Source organism: Paenibacillus sp. J22P165, assembly GCF_059692015.1.
Map to the genome: position 1 here is coordinate 621,803 of NZ_JCAUAP010000003.1, position 25,506 is coordinate 647,308.

Here is a 25,506-nt window from a genome sequence, read left to right on the forward strand (position 1 = left end):
TTCCAGACTTTCTACGTTTATTTTAATTACTTAATGCCTTGTTTGACTACAATGTCATTAACTTCCTTGACTGCTGAATCAATTTGCGCTTGATTTTCTTTGAGGAATTTATCCCATGTGATCATTGGATCCTCTTTGGAAAGAACGGCTTTGACGACATTGTCGTACATTTTCGTATTTAGCGCTTGCAGCTGATTTTTGGCAGGTGAACTAATGAACTCTACATTATAATTAATTGGCTGCTCTTTCGTGTTCTTAAGAAGCCAATCGTACTTGTCATACGCCATATCAACCAGTTTTTTCGGAATGGCATTGTACTTCGCATCACGAGAGGTATTCATGCTGTGGCCAATCCCCTCCACGAAGGAGAAGAAACCACTACTTGGATAGGCTGGTTTTTGACGGAGGGCTACAATTTTGCCACCATCTTTTTTATAATCCTTGCCTTCTACCCCGTACGAGTATGCATCTTTTCCTTTATCCGATAGGTTAAAATCCAAGAACTTCAAGATCGCATCCAACTTCTTGTCATCTAGCTTTGCATTGAAGTAGAGATCAGAGTAAGCGATGGAACCGCCTTGGCGATACGTATTGCCATCTGGCGACTGCCAAATAGGTAGAATAGTGATCGCATCTTCGAATGATTTATTCGGATTAAATTTGTCCCACTCGTCCTTAATTTTTTTCAGTGAGCCATCATTAATTTGAATGTTCAGAGCACCAACGTTCCCTTGTGCGAATTTGGACGTTCCATCTCCTGCTTTCAACAGCGCAAAGTCTTTGTCCAAACCGCCGTCTGCGTAAATCTTTTTAAATTTCGTTAGGAAATCTGCCATCCCTTTCGATGTAAAAGAAGGGATCCACTTGCCGTCTTCCTGCATCCAGCCACCTAGATTAGGTACAGAAGAGCCAAGTCTTAGCGTCGTATTGAGGACATCGAGGAAGTTATGCGTCATCCCTATGGTGTCGTTCTTCCCGTTGCCATCCAGATCCTTCGTTGCAAAAGCCTTAAACATCTCGTTATACTCATCAAAAGTTTTCGGCTCTTTCATATTCAGCTTTTCTAGCCAATCCTTACGCACGACAAAACCGCGCTCCAATGCCCACTCATCCGTAGACAGCTTGGAGATACGTGGAAGGAAGTAAAACTTCCCGTTAATTTTTAAGGCTTGAGAATCGGGCATTTGCGCGATTTTATTTAAGTTCGGATACTTGCTAAGATCCGGAAGAGGACGAATTAGACCTTGTGTAACCCACTGCTCCACCGTCGGCGTCAGTCGGGAATCCGTCATGAACATGTCCGGCAGTTCACCAGAAGCGGCCCATAGTTGGAATTTTTCCTTGTAATCGTTGGCAGTCACGTTCAGCGGCTTAAAGATCATGTTGGTCTCTTTTTGAATGTATTGCAGCAAATCATCCGTGTCCGGTTGAGCGAGGGCCTTTCCGATATCCCACAGGGCGACTGTTACTTCTGTCGGTTTAGCTGGTGCAGTGCTCGCAGCCGCCGGCGCTGCGCTGTTAGCTGGAGCTGAAGCAGACTCTTCCTTTGATCCGCAAGCTGCAAGCGATGCAATCGTTAGTGTTAAAGCTGCAGCAACGGCTGTGTGCTTCTTCCAATTTGTTACGTATTTCATTGATAATCCCCCCACAATGTAATCATACTTAGATTTATTTTAAGCACAAGCTCTTAAAATCAATTATTCTTTGACGGACCCTAACGTAACACCAGCGGTAAAATAGCGCTGCAGCCACGGATACACGAGCAGTACGGGAAGTGCGGTGACAACGACGAGTGCCATTTTGACACCATTGGTAAACACATCTTTATTAATGAAATCTGCAGCTGCATCAGCCGACATTAATTTACTTAAATCCGATAACAATTCACGCAAATACAATTGCATCGGATACTTCCCTGCATCTTGGATGTACAACATCGCATTCCACCATTCATTCCAACGGTCTACCGCATAAAACAAAGTAATTGCAGCGATCATCGGCATGGAAATCGGCAATATGATACGGAACAAAATTTGAATATCGTTAGCTCCGTCAATCTTAGCCGATTCTTCCAGCGCTTCAGGCACACTTCGGAAGTAATTCATCATGATGATTAAATAAAAGGTATTGACGGCAACCGGCAAAATCATGGACCAGATGCTGTTCAGCAAATGAATGTTTTTCACGGTTAAGTAGGTTGGAACGAGTCCTCCGTGAAATAGGAATTGGAAGATGATTAGACCTACAAAGAATGCGCGTCCAGGCAAATGCTTTTTCGTAAGTGCATAAGCTCCGCATGTCGTAAGGAGCATGTTAATGGCAGTTCCAACTAACGTTACGAAAAACGAATTGCCAAGCGAGCTCCAAACTTCCTTGCCTTCAAATATCGTTTTGTAAGCTGCAAAGTCAATCACTGTCGGCACGAGGTAAATCGGCTGTTTCGCTATTGCGGCAGGCGTTGCAAAGGATTGAAGGACAACCGTGTAGAAAGGAAGCACCATCACAACGGCAGCGAGCATAAGGATGACGTGAATGCCTGTATCGACAGGTGTGAATTTGGGTTTCATCAGAAAAGTCCTCCATGCCCTCTGGATTTGACGATATAATGGGCAGCCAACAGCATGAGACAATTGATGACTGATTTAAACAAGCCAGCTGCCGTCGTTAATCCAAATCCTGCTCCTTGCGTAAAGGCAGCTCGGTAAATGTACGTATCCAATATTTCTGACGTATCTCGCACAGCCGGATTTTCCATATTGAAAATTTGATCGAAGCCAGCGCCACCCATGATATTCCCGAGTGCTAATATGAGTAGTACGAGGATCGTGCCTCTCATCGCTGGCAACGTGATGGCAACAATTTTTTGAAAACGATTCGCTCCATCCATCGAGGCTGCTTCGTACAATTCGGGGTTAATACCGGCAATCGCTGCCAAATAAATAATGGTCCCCCATCCCATCTCTTTCCAAATGTTTGTACTGTACAACAACCCTTTGAATTTATCAGCATCGAGTAATAAACTTATTTTCTCAAATCCGAGACCCTGCAGCAGTTGATTGAAAATCCCATCATTGCCAAGGAAATTCAGCATAATTCCCGAGATGATGACCCAAGAAAGAAAATGTGGGAAGGTGTATACCGTTTGATAAAATTTCTTCATCGCCTTATGCCGAACTTCATTGATGATAATGGCTAATACGATAGGAACCGGAAACTCGAATACCAGTCTCCCGAAGGCAATGATTAACGTATTCTTGAATGCTCTGGTGAAATCCGGTAACCCAAACATGGTTTCGAAATGCTTCCATCCCACCCAAGGACTACCCATTATCCCTTCTTTAAAATTCAATTCCTTGAATGCCAGCAGCAAGCCGTACATCGGCACATAATGGAATACAACATAATAGATGAGCATGGGCAGCAGTAAAATGAATAAATATCTAGCTTCCCAAATGACTTTACCGTATTTGCTCTTGCTCTTACTGTTGGTTTTCTTTAGATCAACCGAATGCGTCTGCCTAAATGTTTCTGTTGATGATGCCAATTGCGCTCCTCCTTCATCTGTGATGTTGTTACATCTATTGTAGTATGGAAGCGTTGTCACTTGTATGGAGTCAACTAAGCATCGCTATGGAAAGTATTAAGGTTTAACATAAGAAAAAACGACTACTGAGTGAAGTCAGTAATCGTTCTTCGTCAGAACCAATTTTACTTAGTTACCTGTACCGTTAACGCGGATTGCGCAGCTGGCGTTTTACGATGTAACTCTTGCGTATCGCGAACATAGTTTTGTTGTTTCTCAACTTTATTGTAAAATGAATTGTCGTTAATTCTGAGAAAAGGACGGGATATTGTGTTAAATGCTTCTTATTGGTTAACCAATGTGAGATTAGAGCAGGGCTATGTCAAAGAAGACGGTCAAGTAGTTGGTACGCACACGAAAATATGTCATGTTAGGATCAACGGTGAAGCCATAGCTGAAGTGATCAGCTCGGATTTAGAGCCTCAAGGGAACCTTCCGAGGTACGATTGTAAGGAATTCCTGCTGCTGCCCTCTTTCGAAGAGGCGCATATCCATTTAGATAAAACGTATTATGACGGGCCATGGAAAGCTGTCAACAAAGTCTCCAGCATTTTCGAGCGGATTGAAGAAGAACAACGATTATTGCCTAGACTGCTCCCTATGGCAAGACAACAAGCCGAGAGCATTCTAGCGCTTATTCAAGGGTTTGGTGCCACCCATGTCCGCAGCCATTGTAACATTGAACCCATCAGTGGACTACACCGTTTGGAAGCAACCATGCTGGCTTTGGAGACATTCTCTGGTAAAATATCCTCTGAAATCGTTGCTTTCCCACAGCACGGACTGCTTCGATCAGATTCTGTTGGGCTCGTAAAGCAATCCTTGGCAGAAGGAGCAACTCTTGTCGGCGGCGTAGATCCCTATACGGTAGATGGCAACATTGAAAAATCACTGCAGACCATGGTAGAATTAGCGGTTATGAACAATGCCGGCATCGATCTGCACTTGCATGATGGCAATGAAGCCGGGAAGCAAACTTTGCTGCGGCTGGCTGATTTGACAGAAGAAGCTGGCTTACAAGGCAGAGTGACCGTTAGCCATGCATTTTGGTTTGCTAGTGCTACTAAGCAGGAATCCGAAGAAGTAGCTGCAAGGATGTCATCTCTGGGCATGTCCATTGCCTCGACAGTGCCAATCGGGAAATCAACAATGCCTCTCCCGATGCTGCATAGCAAGGGTGTTCAAGTGAAATTAGCAACAGACAGCCTGACAGATCACTGGTCTCCCTTTGGAAGTGGCGATCAGTTAGAGAGAGCTGGACGGTTCGCTGAACTTTATGGGTATAACGATGAGTATTCGCTATCTCAGTCCCTTGGATTCATTACTGGCGGGATCACGCCGCTCGACCACAAAGGGGAACAAGTATGGCCAAAGGTCGGTGATACCGCAAGCTTTGTACTCTTGTCTGCCAGCTGCTCAGCAGAAGCCGTAGCGCGAAGATCGAAACGTCAAGCCGTTTGGTACAAGGGAGCACTCGTTAGCGGTTCTCTGTGAAGCTATCTTAATGATGACAATTCAAATCACAAAAAAAAGTTAATATATCATATTAGTTTTTCAACTACACGATAACCCCTATTTGGGGTTACGTGTTTCAAAACGACACGCTAACTAGTTAAGCACCTGATGGTATGCTTGAAGTAACCGAAGAAACTATATGGAAATATTATCCATATCCATGTTGAGGGTCAACCTGTCTGAGCGAAGGGGATAATGCCGATAGTCACCTTTTATGAGCAACTACGTAGACCACTATAACAGCAATGAAAAAACACAGCAATCATTAGAATTAAACAAAGGCCTCTGACTTTCAGCTCCCTATGGAACTAAGAATCACAGGCCTATTTTTTCAACTTATCATTCAATCTCTGTATTTAAAATCCTAACTTCAAAATCTGGCTTAATCAACAATTGAGGATAATCCTTTCTCCACTCCAACGTTTTCCATAGATCTGGATGAAATGCTTTTAACTCCTTTCCGATGCCAAGCACGTCCGAATTCGCTTCTTGTATTTTTTTTATCGACTTACTTGCCAATTCGTTTAAATGATGACTAAGTGCTTTTTCCATTTCATTGACGTATTCAGTCTTAAGACCCTTAATCTCTTCTCCAAGTTCGGTTGCATTTATGTTCATACTTACCCTAATCGTAATATCCGGAAGTTCACTCAACTGTTGACTTGCGATAATTTTGCTGTTTATTTTCTTGATAAAAAAAGCGTAATCCTTGTCATCCAAATGTCCTGTTTTGGTAACCCGCCCATAATTGAATTTGGATGAAAATCCCTTTAATTTCTGCATAACATTCCCGTTCCCTACCAGAAACATGATGCTCTGAACTTGTTCATTATTAAGTTTAATACCTGTGCTTTCGCTCTGACGAAATAATAAAGCTCCATTAAATTCCATTCGAGAATTAACATGTTTGATGACAGGTAAAGCGAAATCATTTAATGGCTCTTCCTTAGATAAAAGAAAATCCATCATTGTAATGTTAGGGACAATACCATATGGTTCTAAGGATTTCACAAAATCATTCAACACTTTCGTTTTATCTGTGATTGTGCTGCCATTAAACTGTTTGAAAAATGGTGAATCTTGATCGTCCAGAATGACTACCGGCGAATTAATTGTCGTAAATGGCGTACCGAGCAAAAAAGCAAGCTCTCGCACTGGTTGATGGGCTGCGAATTTTTCACTCATTAAAAACAATCTTGTATTAATTCCAATAAACGGACCCTGGTCTCGATATAACCCCTGTCCAACCGCTTTGATTACACTTGAATCTGAAATCTCTGTTGACTCCGAAACAGACTCACCGCTCCCATGCCCGGCTTTACTTAATTTGGTAACAACAAAGTTCAGCAGTACTTTGCTACTCTTCTCATCATAATCGACCCCAACTAAATCAACTATTTTAAGATTACGCAGCGGCAATCTGTCCCAGCATCCGGTGAGAAGGAACAAGATCATAATACTTCCTACAACCCTTTTCATCTTGCCCCCACCTTCCCCCGCATTATCGAAATTAACAGAAGGAGAAACGGTATTACGGCAATAACGACAATTGTTGCAAAACTATGATAGCTGGAAAGTTGGAAAATCACTTTACGGTCTGATCCAAATACACCTAATATGAAACAAAAGAGTGCTAATAACCAGACGATGATCGTATGGTTCCCCCTCTCTTTTCCAAAAGAAAAAGAAACGTATCGAGCTGCCAAAAACAAATACACATACGCTGTGACAGTCGTGACCGAGAGCCAAATTGTCATGAAAACGATATCTAAACTTTGCACGACAGGCCATTTGAATTGGCGGAGTATAAAGACCATCGGTTCAGGGATTACTTTAAGCTGATTTTCACTGAAATTAAACGTTACAATTAAAGCGATTAACATATAAAAGAGGGTGGTACACCCATTAGCGGCAGTCATTACAAGAAAGACATCTTTCTTTTTTCGGTAACTTAATGTTGGAAAGACATACAGAAGGAGTTCATAACCTGCATAAGCCCAAAAGGCTGGAATAGCATCTTTCAGAATAGCTCCCATCCCATGACTGCCGATTGGAAATAAATGACGTATATCCCCTTTCCCTATCCCACTGATAAATATGATGAGCATGGCAAGAAAAAACATAATCATAATATTCTGTGTAATTACAGCAATTGATCGAAGTGAAGAAGAAGCGATGTAGGCAGCAATTCCAATTGAGATGCCAACTAGTACTAACCAGGGCGTTCTAATCAATACCCACCTACCTAACACATCGGAATAAGAAACAATGACCATTAGACTAGACTCGGCACAATATAATCCGATGACCAAATTCAGAATAGATCCCATAACTTTTCCAACAATGTTAGTCATATATTGAGGCAACGCCCGATCTGCGTACCTTGCACTAAGGCAATAGATAATCGTGATAATTGCTTGCGAAATCACCCCTCCAATGCATACAGATATCCATGAGTCATAACCTGCGTGTGAGGACTCTGCAAAGGGGATTGTTAAGACGGATACACCAACTTGCGTTAAAATAATGAGATTAAAAAGCTGTGTTAAAGAAAGCTTCTTAAGGTGAATCATCCACTTCCCCCCTTTGCATTCAGATTCTCGTTTTATCTTTGGACAAGCTCTCTTTCGTACGTTCCCTTAGACTCCTAATAGGCCCTCGGAAAAAGGTATCCATCATTGTACTTTTATTAAGTCCACTGTAAAAATAAGGGAGTCCCATTGTATTTAAACGCGCTAAATGCGTCAGCACAATCAGGTATGACAATTCCAAGCCAATTAAGCCAAAGGCTGCGGCCATTATAATGAAAGGAAATGATAATAAACGTGCGGCACTGCTCATTTCATAAGACGGAATACTAAAGGACGCGACAGCCGTAAAAGCAACGACGATGACCATCATGGTGGAAACTAGATTTGACTGAACAACAACAGTTCCTATGACGATACCGCCAACAACACCTATGGTTTGCCCAATTGGACTTGCTAACCTTACAGTCGCTTCCCTTAATATTTCGAGCGTAACCAACATGAACATCGCTTCGAGCACTGGGGGCATGGCAACGTATTGCATAGTGCTTTGAAGAGTTAATGAAATTTCAAAAGGAAGCATACGCGGATCAAATGTGACTAACGCAACATACGCTCCAGGCAAGCTCATTGCAGTAATAAAGCTTACTATGCGAAGAAACCTGAAGGCACTGCCAAGTAACCAACCAATTTGATAATCATCAGGGGATTGTAAGAATGCCCAGAAGGAGATGGGAATTATAATGCAATCCGGCGAACCATCGGTTAGGATTCCTATTTTTCCGTTCATTAAGTAGGATCTAACGCGATCTGGTCTTTCTGTAATCATCATTTGTGGAAATAAAGAAAATTTCCGATCCTCAATAAGTTCTTGAATAAAGCCTGGTGCTTCCACATAATCGATGTCGATAAGGCCAATTCTACGCTCAAACTCTTGGATAACTTCTTCGTTAGCAAGCTCTTGCAGGTACAGTAAGGCGACTTTCGTATTCGATCGTCTGCCAAGATGATAGTATTTGACAACAAGGTCAGGTGTGACGATCATTTTGCGCAGTAAATTAATGTTTGTATTCACATTTTCAATCAACGCTTCATTAGATCCGCGCAGTACTCGTTCATTCACAGGCAGGTTAACAGCACGTTCTTTCTTCACTTCCGTTCCAAGTAAATAAAGCTTCACTTCTCCGTCGATTTGAAGCACCGTTTTACCTTCCACAAGTGCTTTCACTGCATCGCTCAGCAGCTCCGTCTCCAAAAATTCCAATACGGACACAGTTTCACGAAGATTGAGTTCTTCCGTTTGCTGAAGCAAGGGTCGAATGATGTGCTCTTGTACCACAGCAAGTTCAATCATGGTATCTAAATATAAGAGCCGATAACTACGGCTACCGGATTGAAAGGTGCTCGATTTAAAGTCAGCGCTGTCGAAAAGCAACTTTCGCAGCGATGTTTCGTTGACGTTTAGAGATGGATCGACTTTCATTTGAGTTCCCTCTCTTCTCTGAATGGAAAGTTTCGGTTATTTTCCCCTTATGTAGCTTTTTATATTCCAATTTTTGGTGAAGTCAATACATATATAAAATAAACCCGCTGTGTGGTGTCATAATTACTGAGAATTAAATTTGGCAACTAAAAAAGCGCTCACTCAATTTGAGTAAACGCCTAAGAAGACATCCATATCCGACTTATTTAATGAGCCATGTTTTGATTTCATAAGGCAAGATTTCACAGCTTATCCTGCCTGTCATCTCATCGCCTATTGGACGTTCCATCAGATCCGTTTCCTGCCACGTTGTTACGCTAAATCCCGTCTCCATCGTGAGTGGGCCGCGTGCTCCAGCAAACTCATGTACACGTACAATAATCCCTGTTCCATCCTCTGACCACTTCACGGCGTCGATCATAACATGAGCTGCTGATAGGGTGAGAAGCGACCGCAAAGCCTCAAAAGCTGATACGCCTTGGATGATAGAAATTGGGTTATTTAGTGACCATGCTTCTTGAACCGTCCTACCCTCGAACCAATCGCCGCTATGCGGCAATAAAGCATAGGTGAACACATGCTCACCTTGGTCGGCAGTGGGATCAGGCACCATAGCCGACTTAATGAGCGTAAGCCGCATAACATGATCCTTGATGTCGTAACCGTACTTGCAATCATTCAAGAGGCTTACGCCATAATCGCGCTCCGACAAGTCGGCCCATTGATGTCCCACTGTCTCGAAACGGGCATAGTCCCAGCTCGTATTCCAATGAGTCGGACGTCTAACATTGCCGAATTGGATATCATAGGTCGCTTCGGTCGATCGGATTGCCACTGGAAAAGCAACCTTTAACAATTGACGCTGTTCATGCCAGTCAATTCTCGTTTCAAAATCAATGCGTCGACTATGTGCGTAGAGCTTCATGTGTTGAACGATGGTTGAATCCCCATATACCCAAGAGAATGCCACCGTAGCACGCAAAGGGCCTAATTCGATAACACTTATATTCGTGCATACCTCGACATTCCTCTGCTTCTCGGTATAGAAAATATCGATATCCCACGCCTCGTGACGCCCCTTCGGTTTATCTTCGAAGACCTGCAGAACATTGCCCAGTTCACCTGCTGCAAGCACTTCACGCTGAGCTTGAATGTCAAACAAACGAGTCAACCTACCGCTCTCGTCCCAGCTAAGTTGATAATGCGGTGTTACTAAGTTATTCCCCTGGTAATGAAAACTCGATTCATCCAGTTCCTCGCTTGACTGCTGTTGAATCGGTGTAAGCGTTCGATAACCCATTGCAGGTAGATCCGGTACCTCAACAAGCCAGCCTTTGCTCGTCTTTTGCCTTCTACAAAGTGCTCCAGCAGCCGTCCCCCACTGGATGTCCTCCCCATCGACACAATCTGGAACCTCAATCAGATCTGTTCGCTGCCAGGATGAGCTATTGATAACCGTGTATCCCTCTTTCACTGGAGATGCTGTTATCAATTCCGCTGCCGCTGTCCACACTTCCGAAGCAAACTGTTCAGCCTGCCTATACTCAACTCGACTGTCTTCATAAACTTCACGGATGGAAGAGCCTGGGATAATGTCATGGAACTGATTACGCAGTATGATTTTCCAGCCTTCTTGCAGCTTGGTTTCCGGTGCATTCCCCCCTCGTTCCCCTGCTTCTAGCCTAGCGAATACATCCAGCCATTCCGTCTCCCGATACAGCAGTTCGAGCTTGCGATTCATCCGTTTATTATAAGCCTGACTCGTGTACGTACCGCGATGAAGCTCCAAATACAGTTCGCCATCCCATGTATGCACATAGTTGTCAGATGAAGCTACTTCCCTCTCTAGCTCCTGGAAAAAGGAATCCGCTCTGCCCGTTGTCACCTGCGGCAACCCTGGCATTTTAGCTAATCGGCGCCTCATCTCCAGCATCTCCCGATTGACGCCACCGCCACCATCTCCGTATCCATAAGACAGCAGTAGCTTACGATTCAAGCTCTTATCCTGATACGCTTCCCAGATGCCCTTAACGGAGTAGGGGGTAATCCCGCCATTATACGTATAATAGAACGACCCTTCCGTAGCCCCTAATTCAGGTGTTGTTATACAATGTGTCAGTACCTCCGAACCATCAATCCCGCGCCAACGAAACGTATCATGCGGCATGCGATTATATTGATTCCAGCTAATTTTGGTCGTCATAAACATGGTAATGCCGCTCTTCTTTAAAATCTGTGGCAGTGCCCAACTATATCCAAACACATCCGGCAACCACAGATAGCTGCAGGCTACGCCAAACTCTTTTTGCAGAAAATGCGTACCATACAAGATTTGGCGCACGAGTGATTCACCGGAAGATAAGTTGCAGTCAGCCTCGAGCCACATCGCACCGCCCGCTTCCCATCTACCCTCTCCAATGCGCGTTTTTATTTTATCGTAAATCTCAGGATAATCCTGCTTGATGTACTCGTAAAGTTGCGGTTGTGTTTGCAAAAAGATATAGTCAGGAAATTGCTCCATCAGTCTCAGCACCGTAGAGAAGGATCGCGCTGTTTTCTCCCTTGTATGGCTAAGCCGCCACAGCCAAGCCACATCGATATGCGTATGACCGATACATTGAACGATGATTTCACTCGTTTTGGGGTGCTGTTCAAGACCCTCGACGAGCAAGTTTCTAGCTATTCGAATGGAATCGTAGAAAAGATCCGATCCTGGTCTTGACCAATCCATTTGTAGGAAAGCTTTATCCACAAGCGACAATAGGATATGCTTCTCATGCTGATGCTCCGACAGTATTTTGACCGTTTCAATAATTGCCTTCCCCGTAAAATACAAGTCATCCGCTGCTTCATCTAGCCAGCAGAGTTCGGCGAGTTGCAGCTGATGCTGGATAGGCGCCGGATTGGGATCATAGCCCCTTAGTCCGGACCATAACCGAAAGCTCAATTGGACGCTGTTTCCGATCCATCCCTCTTCCAAGAACACCTCTTGATGATTACTATCAACGCCTTGATATGGCTGGCCATCCACGAATAGCAGCGATTCAAAGCCACTGTTATTCCCACCTCCCGTCTGCCCAAAATCAAAGCGGCCCACGACCTTCTTCCCGGTCCATATTTGTGGAATCGTGACGTTGGACGTTAGCCAGGCATACTGGTCATACCCTTGCCACGTAGCGCCAAGCTTTATCTTCTCCCAGTCCCCTTCCTCTGAAGGATACGCTCCAATGTCGCCCTCTTGATCCAAACGAAAATTAAATTCATCCAGTACAATAGCATCTCGATACCTATATCCTTTAAGCTCGTCTACTCGCTTAGCGATTTTCTCATACGTCCATAGCATGTAGAAACCTCCGTTTTTAAGTGATATAACGTGTTATCAAAGCGTAAGAGGCGCCGTAATCCTCTTCACTGCTTACCTATTAGATGCTGCTTCGCAAGACTAACTGACATGGCACCATGATTGTCGTCGTATCCTGCAGCTTGCGGTTACCTTCCACATATTGAAGTAGTCGCTCTGCCGCTAGATTCCCCATCTCCCAATAGGGTACTTCGACGGCGCTTAGCGGAGGTATCATATAGGCATTGACTTGTTCGGTATTATCAGCAGCCATGATATGAACATCTGTACCAATTCGTAAATTCAGATGATAACAGGCATCGTAAACTTGTCTAGCACCATATGACCAGTTTGTTACGAGTGAAACAGGTCTCTCTACCTTTTCCAATACAAGTACCCATGCGTCACGTTGAGATTCATTGTTATGTCTTGGCATATTTATGATTTGTGGAGTAAGCCCCTTTGCTTCCATCCATTCCACATATCCAGCCCTACGCTGTAAATCTCCCCAGTTCAAACTGTCTGAAGCACCGTGGTGCACTTCTACATATACGGGTGGTGTTTGGGTTCTCTGCCAAATGATATTCAGCGCTACTTGAATACTCTCCTTATAATCCGTGAGCACGGAACAGACAGACTCGTTCTCTGGATATCCATCTACACTCACATAGGGTACTTGATTGTCCTGAATGGCTTGCGCCCAGGCTGCATCTGCATATTGTGTAGGATCTTTCGAGACAATACCGTCAATTCGTCGTTCACGAAACATTTCCAACAGTTCATACCGGGTTGATTCATTGCCATTACTCCCATAGAGCAGGACATGATAGCCAGAGCTTGTGCACATTTTCTGAAAACCTTGCAGCATTTGGAGAAACAGCGGATTATCCATATTGCCAAAAGCCGCGAAACACTGACTGCGCCCGAGACGCATCCCCCTTGCCTGCACATCGACGCGGTAGCCCAATTCTTCAATTGCTTGCAAAACGAGAGCGCGCTTCTCCTCACTGACACGAATACCAGCGGTATGATTCAATACAGCGGATACGACTCCTCTAGACACGCCTGCTTTCTGCGCGACATCGATACTTGTAACTCTTTTCACCAAAATCACTCTCCTGCAAACCCTATATTATCACGTGTTATCAAACTTTGAAAAGCTATTTTATAAAGCTGAAAAGCTTCATGAACATGTAATTTGTTGGTGAGCTTTGCAGCATATCAAGGGTTTGCTATAGGCCTATTCTATCTACTTCACTTAATATGGTTTCGTCAACATCAAATAACACTATCTCGTACTCTGTAAAAGTCCCTCTACATCTTAGAAAACCTTATTCTAAAATACTTTAGTTACCACCGGAGTTACATAGGCTGCCGATCCGTACCGGCAACCTCCCGTTACTGTGTATTGAACAAACGGTCCTGCGTTAGTTTAAACAACCCATTATTTCCTTGCCATTCATAAAGCGTTTTGTATTGGTTTTGATTCCCTTCTCCGTTTGAGTTGCTTCAATAAATTTTTGAAGTATTTCGAAATCATAATCAGTTCGCCCGAAGTTAGGGATAACAGGAGTAAATTTCAAAAAGAAGAGCAAATCCTCAAGTTTGGAAATACTGCTATGCATCATATTCAAACGACTGAATATCGGTAAAACCAGCTTCAGCTAGCTATAGTAAGATATTTAAGATCCCGTCATTAGTTTCAAAACCCTGTCCTCTACCTAAAGCTTGTTTAATGTTTAATATATCATTTTTATCTCAGGACTCTCACCCTACGCCGCTGCGATTAGAGCATCGCCGATGCCTGGCTGACTAGCGATGACAGCAGTTCAGAATCGAAATTCTGCCCTTGCTTCAGCTTCAACGTCTTTCTTTCCGGAGGACCATCGAACAACCCATCCGGAAGCGAAAGCTCACTGGCTTGAAAGATCGTAAAGCTTACCGCGTCCTTCGAGGTTGAGATGACAGCGGCGTATTTGCCGTTTTTCAAAAAATGGGGTTTCTTATATTGCATGCGTTCCTGCGCATCCGGTATGGCCTGCTGGACAACCTGACGAAGATTACCGACCAGATGCTGCTGCCACGGTTCTTTTAATGCTTCGATATAATCGGTTACTTCCTGACTCATTCCTCACAAGCTCCTTTTAGTCTGTTAGCTGGTTGAATTATTATTGACCTGCACTCGGCCGGGCAGTTATCATCCAGGATACTCCGTATTGATCTGAAAGCTCTCCATAGAACAGCCCCCAAGGCTGCAATTCAAGAGGGTATCTCACATTGCCGCCAATCGCTATCTTCGTGAAGGCTTCATTGGCTTCGGATTCTGTTTCGTACGTCACACTTAATGAAATTCCTCGTCCTTGCGTAAACGGTTCAAGTGAATCAGCCATCAATAGCGAATTTCCTCCGGCAACAACCAGGCTCAAATGCATAACTTTGTCCTTAAACTCATGTTGTGCTCCCATTTGTTCGTGTGTCATGACGGACAGGATCTCCCCTCCGAGTGATTCCGTGTAGAATTTGGCTTGTGCTCTTGCATCCTCCGACATTAGATAAGGGTTTACTTGTGCTCCCATACTTTTCAACAACCTTTCCATAGTGTTTTGTCCTTCTATTAAATACGACGTATGACTAGAGGTGAAATCGACAGAGGAATAAAATAATTCTATATTTTTTTCAGCATGTCGAGTTGATCTTGCAAATCAGCTTTCATGGCCTGTATTCTAGGATCCTGTGAGGAAGACGGATCCTCTTCGAGCCTCCGCAATTCGATCTGACACTCGTCACGACCCGCAGGAACGGGCATCCGATACGCCCAAGCTAACGCCTCGTTCTCCGTCTTCACGTCAATCAGAGTAAATTCCGCAATGAGCTCTTGATTGATTGGAAAAGGGCCTGCCTCCACCTTTGCCTCTCCGTTATGTGATGAATACGATATTCTTATACCGGTTGAGCTTGGCTTAAGCTCCTCTGCAGCAAGAAGAGCGCCGGCCTCGGCCAAAGTGTTCCGGTAAGCCATCCTTGCATCAAGATACTCCGCGCTGTGTCTGACTCCTGCCTCCGTGTATCCTGTCGCCTTCACGATCAGCATATATCTCATTATTGTTTCCCTCCCATGTAGGAAGAAGATTTGTGGGCAGTATGGGCTGCCGCATCTCTTCCCTTACTATAACGACGGATGGGAAACGGTATAATCGACAAGATGACTGAACATTATTTAATTATTTAAAAAGTTTAGATTCGCATTCAGCAGCACGGTTCATTAAAAGCGACCGTTCACGCTCATTCCTAGTCATGGAAGCTGCGCGTTCGAATTCTGCGCGGGCTTCATCATGCCGGCTCAGCTTGGCCAATAAATCGCCGCGAACGCTCGGCAGCAAGTGGTATCCTTTTAAGGAAGGCTCGGCATTCAGCTCGTCGACAAGCTGCAGTCCGAAGGCTGGGCCAAACGCCATGGATATCGCAACCGCACGATTTAATTCTACGATCGGCGAAGGCGATACGCGGGACAGCGCTTCGTAAAGGGCGGCAATACGAGTCCAATCCGTCTCAGTTGCAGTCCTCGCCTGCGCATGACAAGCGGAGATTGATGCTTGCAGTGAGTATGGTCCAAGCGTCCGTCCGAGCCTCCGGCTGCGCTCCAGTGACGCAAAGCCGCGTCGGATCAGCAGCTGATCCCACTGCCCGCGATTCTGATCCATGAGAAGAACCGGTTCTCCGTTGGGAGTAACTCGGGCTTTTAAACGCGATGATTGAATTTCCATCAAGGCGACCAGTCCGTGAACCTCCGGCTCATGAGGGGATACCTCGGCAATGACACGCCCTAATCTCAATGCTTCTTGACAGAGCAGCGGACGGGTCAAATGTTCACCGGAGGTTGCCGAATATCCTTCATTGTACATCAGGTAAATGACCTCAAGTACGGCAGTTAGCCGGCCTTTAAGCTCCTCACCTGCTGGCGCCTCAAAGGAAACCTTCTCTGCGCTAAGGGTTTTCTTAGCCCGGACAATGCGCTGGGAAATTGTGGATTCGGCAATAAGGAAAGACCTCGCAATCTCATCTGTGGTCAGCCCGCATAACAGACGAAGCGTCAAGGCAACCCTGGCATCCTGCGACAGCACGGGGTGGCAGGTCATGAAGATCAGTCGAAGGAGATCGTCACCGATCTCCCCATCCAATGTATGATTCAAGTCTTCAATTGCAGTTAAATCCATACTGTGCGCGACCTCAACATACTTCTGGTCACGAAGTTTAGTCCTTCGCATTAGATCAATTGCGCGCCGCTTAGCTGCAGTCATCAGCCATGCGCCCGGATTGTCCGGAATACCGTTATCCGGCCATCGGTCAAGCGCAATCACTAGCGCATCCTGAGCAAGATCCTCCGCTAGGCCAACGTCCCGCACCATTCGCGTCAACCTGGCGATAATCTTAGCCGACTCCATTCGCCAGATGGCATCAACAGCCCGCTGTGTGTGGGACAAGCTCACGCCTGCTTCTGCTCCCGGATCTGCTCTCGAAGCGATGCTTCCTTCTCCAGCGATTCAGGGCTGTACATAATTTCTTCCATCTCGAATACCTGTCTGAGCTCAATCTCGCCCTGTCCGAATCCATGGGGGTCAGGCATGCGGAGAGCCCACTCCAAAGCTTCTTCTCTGGATTTCACTTCAATCAGCGTATATCCAGCGATCATTTCCTTGGCCTCTGCAAAAGGACCGTCGACTACCTTTGCTTTGCTTCCCGGTTCCGGATAGGAAATTCGAATCCCGCTTGTGCTGGGCTGAAGTCCATCGGCAGCAAGCAAGACACCGGCTTTTATCAATTCCTCGTTATACTTCTGCATAGCCTCAATAAGCTCCTGGCTAGGTTTAGCCCCTGCCTCTGAATCTGTTGTTGCTTTCACAATCATCATAAATCTCATTGTATATACCTCCTATTTTTTATAATGATGCCTTCTTATGGTTATGGATTAATCCTGAAGTAGCGTCTTAAACCCGTCAAGTAAAAACTGGAAGAAATAGAGTGCTTAACAAGGAAAATTTAAACCTTATAGGCTTCGGAGCGCAATCTTGCGGCTAGCGCAGAGACCCACCCGAAGGCAACCATTCCCGCGATTCCCATGATTACCCCAATCCAGCTAGCCATCCCCATTCCTGCAACAATAAGCAACGGGGCAATGACAGCCGTTATGATACAGTAGATTTTCCACATGTGCTCATTTTTGGCGGCAAACCTGCGAGCCAAGACGATGCACGCTGCAATCAAGCAGATAAAGGCCGTAAAGAATGCGAGAGAATGAATGGCTGCATGGACGCTCATGGTTGTCGGCATGCCCGCAGGGGCTCCAGAGGGGAAGCTGAGACCGGGGTCCGGGCGGAATAGACCTGCCATCATCATCCCGATTCCATAAGTGCCGATGAGCAATGGACCCCATGTTCCGCCTTTGCCGCCTCGGATCATGCCGCGTATTCCCATTGCCGCCAATACAGCGAGCAATCCGGTTATGATGAAGTTCGCGCTTTGAATCCAACCCAAATCACCTAATGTTAGTGTGCTGATGGCGTGACGCCTGATATCGAATCCCTCACGTGTGAATACTTGAACAATGGCTGCCACGAAGAACAACGGTGCAGAAGCGACCCCTCCGGCTAGAAGCAACTTAATGGTGCTAGCGTTCATCTTTGAAACTATTGCTGTTTGCATAATGAATCATCCCTCTCTCTTATTTTTCGTCCTTAAAGAATGATGTCAGCTCCGATGAAATGATTTTTGTATGGAGCTTCTTAGTATGGCCAAGTCCTTTTTTGCTCCTTAACTTCGCGTTAGGGAGCACACCTGCCAGTGCCTTGGCGCTATGACGCAGTGCAACCGGGCTCTCAACGCCTTCGAGTACCAGCGTTGGCATCGTGACCGTACGCCATAATTCGGCATTCAGCGGCTTACCGTCCATGTATCCATCGAGCAAAGCCGCATCATAGGGGAGCGTGTGGGCAACAGTCATGAGATTGGACCACACGCCTGGCATGATACGCATCAAGCTGACAACGAATGAAGGAGCGCCCATGCCCTGAGTCATAAAATACTTGATAGTCTCCTCCCGACGATTTGCGGCAATCAGCTCAGCAACCTGCGAGGCGAAATTTTTCGGCGGCTTGCGGTCCGCGTCCTCAACCACAAACGGAGGCTCATGAAGAGCTAGCTTGGTGATGTTTGCTCCGATGGCTGCCGCTTGGAGGGCAAGAACCGCCCCAGATGACAATCCCCACACGTATGCCGAGCCGCCGGCCTCATCAATCATGGCCTGGAGATCTTCATACTCGCGTTCTGTTTTATAGGGCTGCGTGTCTCCGCTGTCGCCTCTGCCGCGGCGATCATAGTTGTACACTGTAAAGTCTTGCGACAACATATTTGCCAACTGCACCTGGCCGGGAAAGGTGCGGTAGCTGAACGCGCCCGCAACCAGGATGAGTGCCGGTCCGCGGCCTATTTTGTCATAAGCGATCTTGGTGCCGTCTTTTGAGAGGAAGGTGTGCATGGGAAAGTCTCCTTTTTTTGTTGGAATTTCGTCTCTATATGGACGACGATTAGAAATCTAATAAATCGACAGGTTGAGGTTTATTTTATATTTTTTTTTTGGATCGAGACCACAGCCAGTGTGTGACAGGCATTCGACGTGGTTTGCGGGGTGTCGTGACTGCAGCTTCATCCAGATAGGACGAGATTAGTTCTTTTTTTCGGTTGATAGGAAAGGATGGCTACAAACCAGATTATCCTTGAAGCCATCCACAGTTACGCACATTGATACTTTTTATCTCATTTTCAATCTCTTTTTTTACTTACCTTTTGTAAAGTTGTGCATAATTATTATTATACTACAACTTTACAACTGTCAAGTTAAATACTGATAATTAAACAGCTTAACTTGACTCGAATAAAATTAACTTTTATAGTTTGATTAGCGTTACACAAAATGGAGATGAAACATTGGGCGAAATTCGAAACGCGGAACGTACGCGGAAAAAGATACTGGAAGCAGCAAGAAGAGAATTTTTCTCAAAAGGGTACTCTGGTACTCGAATAGAATCTATTGCTGCGAGAGCAAAGGTCAAGAAGCAATTGTTATATCATTACTTTAAGGGAAAAGAAGAGCTCTTTGAAGCGGTGATGGAGAACTTATATTCCCAACATCAGCCAATTTCTTTGCAAACACCAACTAATCCAGCGCTTTTGGCAGAGCATCGATTAAAAGTAAACATTGAATATCGAATGGATTTCCTAAGGTTTACGGCTTGGCAAGCGCTTGAAGATCAACCTGAGAACCAACACAGGAATGCAATAAGAAAGCAAGTTCTTCAATCCTACGTTGAGGATTTAAGGTCTAAGAAAGAATTTGGACTGGTTCCAGAAGACTTGGACCCTGCCTTGTTGACCTTAGCGATAGCTAGTTTAACCACTTATCCACTTGTTTTCGCCGATGCAACAAAAATGATTACCGGAATGTCTCCAACCGACAAAGAATTCCAAGAAAAATGGATGGCTTTTCTTACAAGAATTAGTGCAAAGATTTTTACTGAAGAAAGCAGCAGTTGACCAAAATCGATAATAGTGAGCGAAGAAAATAAAGTTTTAGCTGGAGTTGTTGATCTACGCTGCTTTTCGAATTAGAAAACCGTCAGACTGCATAAAATAAGTAGTAAACTGATGACAAAATAGAAACAGCGACAACATAGGACGTGAAAATAAAGTCCTGGATTGTCGCTGTTTTATTGAACTATCGTTCGCCGTAGCGCAATGGCATTAGCCTTTCAACAAAGGCCACCCTCCATTACGCCAGCCAGTAAGCTGGAGCACACTGCACTGTAGTTACTATGATCATTTTTTACTTTTTTACCAGCAGCTGTTTGCAAGCCATTGTTTCTTCCTTCATTAACGGATACGACTAGTGGTGTGCTTAGAGATCGCTTCTATGATGGTATCCCAATCTTCATGGTGAAGTTCATGTCCTGTCCCCTCTAAGGTTAGCAATACCGTAACGGCAGCCTCTCTAAATATGTTTATTCAACAAACCTTTCTCGTTAGCCATTAAAAGTAGACTGAATCAATAAAATTGTGTTGAACTATCATATCACTCAATATATTCGATCCAGTATAGTCCAATATGGGATCAGGGGGACTTTCCAGAAATGATTGCAGCTTCATATCGTTTTGAATAACTTTTCTCGCATCATTATCATTTTTTAATAAATGTGTGTTGTCATAATACCTAAGAAAAATGGATTAATAGTTGTTGATTTTTCAAATGCTGATTTCATATTTACTGAGAAAAAGAAGGTAGTCACTGTTTAAAAAGCGGCATTTTTCATATTTAGTGCGAAAAACCGCTGTTGATCTTATACATTATTTATGCATAAAATGTATAAGGTTTTCGCTCCCCAAATTCCGCGCATAACCCCCTAAGAAACAAAAAAAGTACTTAGCTATGACTAACGTCAATGTTTAAGTACTTTTTATATTCTCTTAAATGAATTTTTCCATTTTTGATTTTCTTCTATATTGCCAAGTATGCAGCTCTCGATCGTCTAGCATAACAAAATCTAAATTCGTAGAATTCTGTTTTCTTCTACCAAACAAATTACAAGTTTTTATTATGTGCCAATCTGTAAGTCGGTCCTCATCAAAAGCCAATCTAGTGGCTTTAATAATTATCTCTTTAGTATTTTTCAATTACTTGTCTTAAAATTCATTATTTTCCTGAAAATAGCAAGTAAGAATCAATTGTTTGAAGAAATAAGGCATACTCATCTTCATCTAATGGAGAAAACGTTACCCTAGATAGAAGATTAGCCGTCACCGTTTCTTCCCTCCACGCAATAACAAAATTGTGCAACTTTCCAACACGATCATGTGTAGATCAATTTTTATTGTTTCGATATCATTAATTATATATTCGCTTTACGACAGGGAGGCAACTATGTTGCAAAACATTTGAATCGGTACTCTTGTAGGTGGCCAAGATGCCATAAGGGTTATACCACAAATTGTAAAGCACGGATTTGAAAGCTTTCAACTTACATTTTGGCAATCAACGGGCACAATAGATCTGAAGGAAACTGCCAAAAAAACGCAAGAATTGATGCAAGAGTATGGAACAGTCATTTCCAGTCTATCTATCTTTGGAAACGCTTTAACAGGGCACGATGGAAATGCTGATACGCTTGCTAGTTGGGAAAGGCTGATTGATCACGCCCACTATTTTGGTACTGACACGATAACAGGTTTTACAGGACGTTTGGTCGATCAATCGATTCACGACTCTATCCCAAGATATAAGGAAGTGTTTGGTGAGTTAGCCCGCCGAGCTGAAGCGAATGGCGTCAAAATCGCCTTTGAAAACTGTCCAATGGGTGGTAACTGGCTCAAAGGAGATTGGAATATTGCACATAACCCAATGGCATGGGAGTTAATGTTTAACGTAACTCCGTTTGAAAATTTAGGTCTAGAGTGGGAACCTTGTCATCAGATGACCCAGTTGATTGATCCATTACCTCAGCTACGCAAGTGGGCTCATAAAGTGTTCCATGTACATGGAAAGGATGCCACAATCGCGTGGGACATCGTCAAGGAAAATGGAATTAACGGACCTAAAGAATTTGTATGGCACCGAACGCCAGGTTTCGGAGATACGAATTGGACCGATATAATTTCAATCCTTCGCCAGTCAGGTTACAATCATACTATTGACATTGAGGGCTGGCATGATCCCGTATATCGTGATGAATTAGAGATGACGGGCCAGGTACATGCTTTGAATTACCTGAAGAATTGCCGAGGCGGTTCTTTTGTCCCTAACCCTATTTAATAGCAACTACACAAGAGAAATTCATCTATGAAAGCAATAAGAATTGTCTTCGGAGGTCGACTAATTCAGCTGGATATCTTTTTTATTAATTCAATAATTATCAGAAAATTCTATATCTATATGATTCCACATGATCTATGATCAGATTGGGAAGCAATTGCAATAGGGAGGGAATCGTATGTATTATTGTCTTAAGTGTAACATAACGCACGAAAAACATTCTAAACTCGGTATCGTCTTCTCAAGAGGATTCACTACAAAAGAAGACAAAATAATAAATGTTGGTTATTGTAAAGTTTCCATGACATCTAAAATTCACTTTGATGCCTTAGAAGAAAAATTAGCATATCTACAAAGACACGCTTGTTGAACTAAACACTTAAGTTATCAGTTGAAATGGATGTTTTCATTTCCAATTCAACCTAAATACGGATCTTGTGAATGTTCTCTAAAGAATGGGGCGTTATTTAAACGTTGGCCGCATAGTCTAATTCGACTAAGCGGCTTATTTATCTATGAGAATTGCGAGTTCGAAACTGAACGTTGAAGATTTTCCGCATTTTGATGCAATAAGCACAAAGAAAGATAGCAGCAGTTAATTTGACAAGATTTTTAACCACAGTGTAACTATTTTGCTCTCAAAGTCCCATGATTCATCCCCAACTGGAACGGTAGCAATTACCTTTTTGGTTACTCCATCAAATTAGAGACTAACTTAATTTTTTGATAACAATAGAAGCGTTTGCATTTGCTTGTGTCCCTCCAGCTAAAGTCTGAAGGGTGACAGCGGCAGCTGAACTATGATTTCGTAGAGTCAGAACATCACCAGCGACTAATGCGATTATAGCCTGCCCATTGTTTTGCTGGGTGCCTGCACCTGAACCGTATACCGATCCCGTAACCAGAACGTTATTTAAAAAGAGTGCGAATTGGTTGGGCTCAACTCCTGAAATGGAATAAGTAACCTCATAAAAACCTGGAGTAGAACTGGTAATTACAATTTGAGAGGTTCCGGGAGTATGCGTAATCCCTAATGCAATAATGCCATTTGTATCAAATATAACATCTGCCTCTATTGGAACCGTCTGAGCTCCTAAATTGAAAATGTACCCGAACTCGAAGAACCCTCCTGTGGCCCCTGTTGCTCCTGTTGCACCAATTTCACCTGTTGCTCCTGTTGCTCCTGCTGCACCCGTTGCTCCTGTTGCTCCTGCTGCACCCGTTGCTCCTGTTGCTCCTGCTGCACCCGTTGCTCCTGTTGCTCCTGTTGCTCCTGTTGCTCCTGTTGTACCCGTTGCTCCTGTTGCACCCGTTGCACCCGTTGCTCCTGTTGCTCCCGTGTCCCCTGTTGCACCCGTTGCTCCTGTTGCTCCTGTTGCTCCCGTGTCCCCTGTTGCACCCGTTGCTCCTGTTGCTCCCGTTGCTCCCGTTGCCCCTGTTGCTCCCGTGTCCCCTGTTGCACCCGTTGCTCCTGTTGCTCCCGTGTCCCCTGTTGCACCCGTTGCTCCTGTTGCTCCCGTTGCTCCCGTTGCTCCCGTTGCTCCTGTGGCTCCCGTTCCTCCCGTTCCTCCCGTTGCTCCCGTTGCTCCCGTTGCTCCTGTTGCTCCTGTGGCTCCTGTTGCACCAGTTGCTCCAGTTTCACCTGCTGCTCCTATTGCACCCGTTGCTCCCGTTGTACCTGTTGCTCCTGTTGTACCCGTTGTACCTGTTGCTCCTGTTGCTCCTGTTGCCCCAGTTACTCCCGTTGCTCCTGTGGCTCCCGTTGCTCCCGTTGTACCTGTTCCTCCCGTTGCACCCGTTGCTCCCGTTGTACCTGTTCCTCCCGTTGCACCTGTTGCACCTGTTGCTCCTGTTGCTCCTGTTGCTCCCGTTGTACCTGTTGCTCCCGTTACTCCCGTTGCACCAATTTCACCTGTTGCTCCTGTGGCTCCCGTTGCTCCCGTTGCTCCAGTTTCACCCGTTGCTCCTGTGGCCCCAGTTGTACCCATAACTCCTGTTGCTCCTGTTGCTCCCGTTGCTCCTGTGACTCCTGTTGCTCCAGTTGCTCCTGTTGCTCCCGTGTCCCCTGTTGCACCCGTTGCTCCTGTTGCTCCCGTTGCTCCCGTTGCCCCTGTTGCTCCTACTGCTCCCGTTGATCCTGTTGCTCCTGTTGCTCCTGTTGCACCCGTTGCTCCCGTTACTCCTGTTGCTCCTGTTACTCCCGTTGCACCTGTTGCACCTGTTGCACCCGTTGCTCCCGTTGCACCCGTTGCACCTGTTGCACCTGTTGCACCCGTTGCTCCCGTTGCACCCGTTGCACCCGTTGCTCCTGTTGCACCTGTTGCTCCCGTGTCCCCTGTTGCACCCGTTTCTCCTGTTGCTCCCGTTGCTCCTGTTGCTCCTGTTGCTCCTGTTGCTCCTGTTACACCCGTTGCTCCCGTTGCTCCTGTTGCTCCTGCTACTCCCGTTGCTCCTGTTGCACCCATTGCTCCCGTGTCCCCTGCTGCTCCTGTTGCACCCGTTGCACCCGTTGCTCCTGTTTCACCCGTTGCTCCCGTTGCTCCTGTTGCACCCGTTGTTCCTGTTGCTCCTGTCGCACCAATTTCACCTGTTGCTCCTGTTGCTCCTGTTACTCCTGTTGCTCCAGTTGCCCCCGCTACTCCTGTTGCTCCTGTTGCACCCGTTGCTCCCGTTGCTCCGGTTGCACCCGTTGCTCCCGTTGCTCCGGTTGCTCCTGTGACTCCAGTTGCACCCGTTGCTCCAGTTTCACTTGTTGCTCCCGTTGCCCCTGTTGCTCCCGTTGCACCAATTTCACCTGTTGCACCTGTGGCCCCCATTTCACCCGCTGCTCCTGTTACACCCGTTGCACCCGTTGCTCCGGTCACGCCTGTGGCACCTGTTGCACCTGTGTTCCCTGTCGCTCCTCCTGATTCTCCAGTTGCACCAGTGACCCCTGTTGCACCAGTAGATCCTGTTGCCCCAGTTGCACCAATAGATCCCATTGGGCCTGTGTCACCAGTAGATCCTGTTGCTCCTGATACCCCCGTAGCTCCTGTTGCACCTGTAGCTCCTGTAGCTCCAGTTACACCTGTGGAACCTGTGGCACCTGTTGCACCTGTTGCACCTGTGTTCCCTGTCGCTCCTCCTGATTCTCCAGTTGCACCAGTGACCCCTGTTGCACCAGTAGATCCTGTTGCCCCAGTTGCACCAATAGATCCCATT

Annotated in this window: 19 protein-coding genes and 1 pseudogene; 3 read left to right on the forward strand and 17 right to left on the reverse strand. The window is 45.2% G+C overall.

Annotation, left to right across the window (positions count from 1 at the left end):
• Nucleotides 1–26: 26 nt before the first annotated feature.
• The 3 genes from AC58QM_RS10305 to AC58QM_RS10315 all read right to left on the reverse strand — a co-directional run bounded on the left by AC58QM_RS10305 (nt 27) and on the right by AC58QM_RS10315 (nt 3,544).
• On the reverse strand, nt 27–1,634 hold the full coding sequence (locus AC58QM_RS10305) for a type 2 periplasmic-binding domain-containing protein (protein ID WP_497283587.1): 1,608 nt from the start codon (nt 1,632–1,634) through the stop codon (nt 27–29).
• Between the two features lie 63 nt (nt 1,635–1,697).
• A complete protein-coding gene (locus AC58QM_RS10310) occupies nt 1,698–2,567 on the reverse strand; it encodes a carbohydrate ABC transporter permease (RefSeq protein WP_497283589.1) in 870 nt (289 codons plus the stop codon).
• Entirely contained in the window at nt 2,567–3,544 is a 978-nt protein-coding gene (locus AC58QM_RS10315) for an ABC transporter permease (protein ID WP_497283590.1), read from the reverse strand. Before AC58QM_RS10315 ends, AC58QM_RS10310 begins: the two co-directional genes overlap by 1 nt.
• A gap of 309 nt (nt 3,545–3,853) precedes the next feature.
• On the opposite strand from AC58QM_RS10315, the gene AC58QM_RS10320 reads away from it, so the two are divergent.
• Nucleotides 3,854–5,077 carry an amidohydrolase gene (locus AC58QM_RS10320; RefSeq protein ID WP_497283591.1) on the forward strand — a complete coding sequence of 408 codons (1,224 nt, stop codon included), beginning with the start codon at nt 3,854–3,856 and terminating at the stop codon, nt 5,075–5,077.
• Between the two features lie 360 nt (nt 5,078–5,437).
• Here the strand turns inward: AC58QM_RS10320 and AC58QM_RS10325 are convergent, their stop codons facing one another.
• The 12 genes from AC58QM_RS10325 to AC58QM_RS10380 all read right to left on the reverse strand — a co-directional run bounded on the left by AC58QM_RS10325 (nt 5,438) and on the right by AC58QM_RS10380 (nt 18,981).
• Nucleotides 5,438–6,577, reverse strand: a complete 1,140-nt coding sequence (locus AC58QM_RS10325) for a Ger(x)C family spore germination C-terminal domain-containing protein (protein ID WP_497283593.1) — start codon at nt 6,575–6,577, stop codon at nt 5,438–5,440.
• Nucleotides 6,574–7,671, reverse strand: coding sequence for a GerAB/ArcD/ProY family transporter (locus AC58QM_RS10330; protein ID WP_497283594.1), 1,098 nt, complete (start codon nt 7,669–7,671; stop codon nt 6,574–6,576). The genes AC58QM_RS10325 and AC58QM_RS10330 overlap by 4 nt, the downstream gene beginning before the upstream one ends.
• A 19-nt stretch (nt 7,672–7,690) precedes the next feature.
• The gene (locus AC58QM_RS10335; RefSeq protein WP_497283596.1) at nt 7,691–9,109 is read right to left on the reverse strand and encodes a spore germination protein; all 1,419 of its coding nucleotides are present in this window, start codon (nt 9,107–9,109) and stop codon (nt 7,691–7,693) included.
• Nucleotides 9,110–9,311: 202 nt separating this feature from the next.
• The gene (locus AC58QM_RS10340; RefSeq protein WP_497283597.1) at nt 9,312–12,452 is read right to left on the reverse strand and encodes an alpha-mannosidase; all 3,141 of its coding nucleotides are present in this window, start codon (nt 12,450–12,452) and stop codon (nt 9,312–9,314) included.
• A 79-nt stretch (nt 12,453–12,531) separates the two neighbouring features.
• The gene (locus AC58QM_RS10345) at nt 12,532–13,554 is read right to left on the reverse strand and encodes a LacI family DNA-binding transcriptional regulator (protein WP_497283599.1); all 1,023 of its coding nucleotides are present in this window, start codon (nt 13,552–13,554) and stop codon (nt 12,532–12,534) included.
• Between the two features lie 681 nt (nt 13,555–14,235).
• Nucleotides 14,236–14,577, reverse strand: coding sequence for a DUF1801 domain-containing protein (locus AC58QM_RS10350; RefSeq protein WP_497283600.1), 342 nt, complete (start codon nt 14,575–14,577; stop codon nt 14,236–14,238).
• A gap of 40 nt (nt 14,578–14,617) precedes the next feature.
• Nucleotides 14,618–15,046: a VOC family protein gene (locus tag AC58QM_RS10355; protein ID WP_497283602.1), complete on the reverse strand. Its 429-nt coding sequence runs from the start codon at nt 15,044–15,046 to the stop codon at nt 14,618–14,620.
• 68 nt (nt 15,047–15,114) lie between these two features.
• Nucleotides 15,115–15,549: a YciI family protein gene (locus AC58QM_RS10360; protein WP_497283603.1), complete on the reverse strand. Its 435-nt coding sequence runs from the start codon at nt 15,547–15,549 to the stop codon at nt 15,115–15,117.
• A 121-nt stretch (nt 15,550–15,670) separates the two neighbouring features.
• Complete coding sequence (locus AC58QM_RS10365) at nt 15,671–16,936, reverse strand: RNA polymerase sigma factor (RefSeq protein WP_497283604.1); 1,266 nt, start codon at nt 16,934–16,936, stop codon at nt 15,671–15,673.
• Nucleotides 16,933–17,367 (reverse strand): YciI family protein, encoded by a 435-nt coding sequence (locus tag AC58QM_RS10370; RefSeq protein WP_497283606.1) that lies wholly within the window; start codon nt 17,365–17,367, stop codon nt 16,933–16,935. The genes AC58QM_RS10365 and AC58QM_RS10370 overlap by 4 nt, the downstream gene beginning before the upstream one ends.
• A gap of 119 nt (nt 17,368–17,486) precedes the next feature.
• Nucleotides 17,487–18,149: a DUF998 domain-containing protein gene (locus AC58QM_RS10375; protein ID WP_497283608.1), complete on the reverse strand. Its 663-nt coding sequence runs from the start codon at nt 18,147–18,149 to the stop codon at nt 17,487–17,489.
• 19 nt (nt 18,150–18,168) lie between these two features.
• The gene (locus AC58QM_RS10380; protein ID WP_497283609.1) at nt 18,169–18,981 is read right to left on the reverse strand and encodes an alpha/beta fold hydrolase; all 813 of its coding nucleotides are present in this window, start codon (nt 18,979–18,981) and stop codon (nt 18,169–18,171) included.
• 449 nt (nt 18,982–19,430) lie between these two features.
• Here AC58QM_RS10380 and AC58QM_RS10385 point away from each other — a divergent pair, with 449 nt between their 5' ends.
• Nucleotides 19,431–20,036, forward strand: coding sequence for a TetR/AcrR family transcriptional regulator (locus AC58QM_RS10385; RefSeq protein ID WP_497283611.1), 606 nt, complete (start codon nt 19,431–19,433; stop codon nt 20,034–20,036).
• A gap of 336 nt (nt 20,037–20,372) precedes the next feature.
• On the opposite strand, the pseudogene AC58QM_RS10390 reads toward AC58QM_RS10385, so the two are convergent.
• Nucleotides 20,373–20,471: pseudogene (locus AC58QM_RS10390) on the reverse strand (alpha/beta hydrolase); the annotation flags it as partial.
• Nucleotides 20,472–21,435: 964 nt separating this feature from the next.
• On the opposite strand from AC58QM_RS10390, the gene AC58QM_RS10395 reads away from it, so the two are divergent.
• A complete protein-coding gene (locus tag AC58QM_RS10395; RefSeq protein ID WP_497283640.1) occupies nt 21,436–22,305 on the forward strand; it encodes a sugar phosphate isomerase/epimerase family protein in 870 nt (289 codons plus the stop codon).
• Nucleotides 22,306–23,015: 710 nt separating this feature from the next.
• On the opposite strand, the gene AC58QM_RS10400 is transcribed toward AC58QM_RS10395, so the two are convergent.
• The coding region (locus AC58QM_RS10400; RefSeq protein ID WP_497283612.1) for a collagen-like protein at nt 23,016–25,506 on the reverse strand (2,491 nt) is incomplete at its 5' end.

What these genes read in the sequence shown, in the direction of transcription:
- AC58QM_RS10305 (WP_497283587.1), bottom strand. Translation starts at nt 1,634, where the DNA reads ATGAAATACGTAACAAATTGGAAGAAGCACACAGCCGTTGCTGCAGCT.
- AC58QM_RS10310 (WP_497283589.1), bottom strand. Translation starts at nt 2,567, where the DNA reads ATGAAACCCAAATTCACACCTGTCGATACAGGCATTCACGTCATCCTT.
- AC58QM_RS10325 (WP_497283593.1), bottom strand. Translation starts at nt 6,577, where the DNA reads ATGAAAAGGGTTGTAGGAAGTATTATGATCTTGTTCCTTCTCACCGGA.
- AC58QM_RS10330 (WP_497283594.1), bottom strand. Translation starts at nt 7,671, where the DNA reads ATGATTCACCTTAAGAAGCTTTCTTTAACACAGCTTTTTAATCTCATT.
- AC58QM_RS10335 (WP_497283596.1), bottom strand. Translation starts at nt 9,109, where the DNA reads ATGAAAGTCGATCCATCTCTAAACGTCAACGAAACATCGCTGCGAAAG.
- AC58QM_RS10340 (WP_497283597.1), bottom strand. Translation starts at nt 12,452, where the DNA reads ATGCTATGGACGTATGAGAAAATCGCTAAGCGAGTAGACGAGCTTAAA.
- AC58QM_RS10350 (WP_497283600.1), bottom strand. Translation starts at nt 14,577, where the DNA reads ATGAGTCAGGAAGTAACCGATTATATCGAAGCATTAAAAGAACCGTGG.
- AC58QM_RS10355 (WP_497283602.1), bottom strand. Translation starts at nt 15,046, where the DNA reads ATGGAAAGGTTGTTGAAAAGTATGGGAGCACAAGTAAACCCTTATCTA.
- AC58QM_RS10360 (WP_497283603.1), bottom strand. Translation starts at nt 15,549, where the DNA reads ATGAGATATATGCTGATCGTGAAGGCGACAGGATACACGGAGGCAGGA.
- AC58QM_RS10370 (WP_497283606.1), bottom strand. Translation starts at nt 17,367, where the DNA reads ATGAGATTTATGATGATTGTGAAAGCAACAACAGATTCAGAGGCAGGG.
- AC58QM_RS10375 (WP_497283608.1), bottom strand. Translation starts at nt 18,149, where the DNA reads ATGCAAACAGCAATAGTTTCAAAGATGAACGCTAGCACCATTAAGTTG.
- AC58QM_RS10380 (WP_497283609.1), bottom strand. Translation starts at nt 18,981, where the DNA reads ATGCACACCTTCCTCTCAAAAGACGGCACCAAGATCGCTTATGACAAA.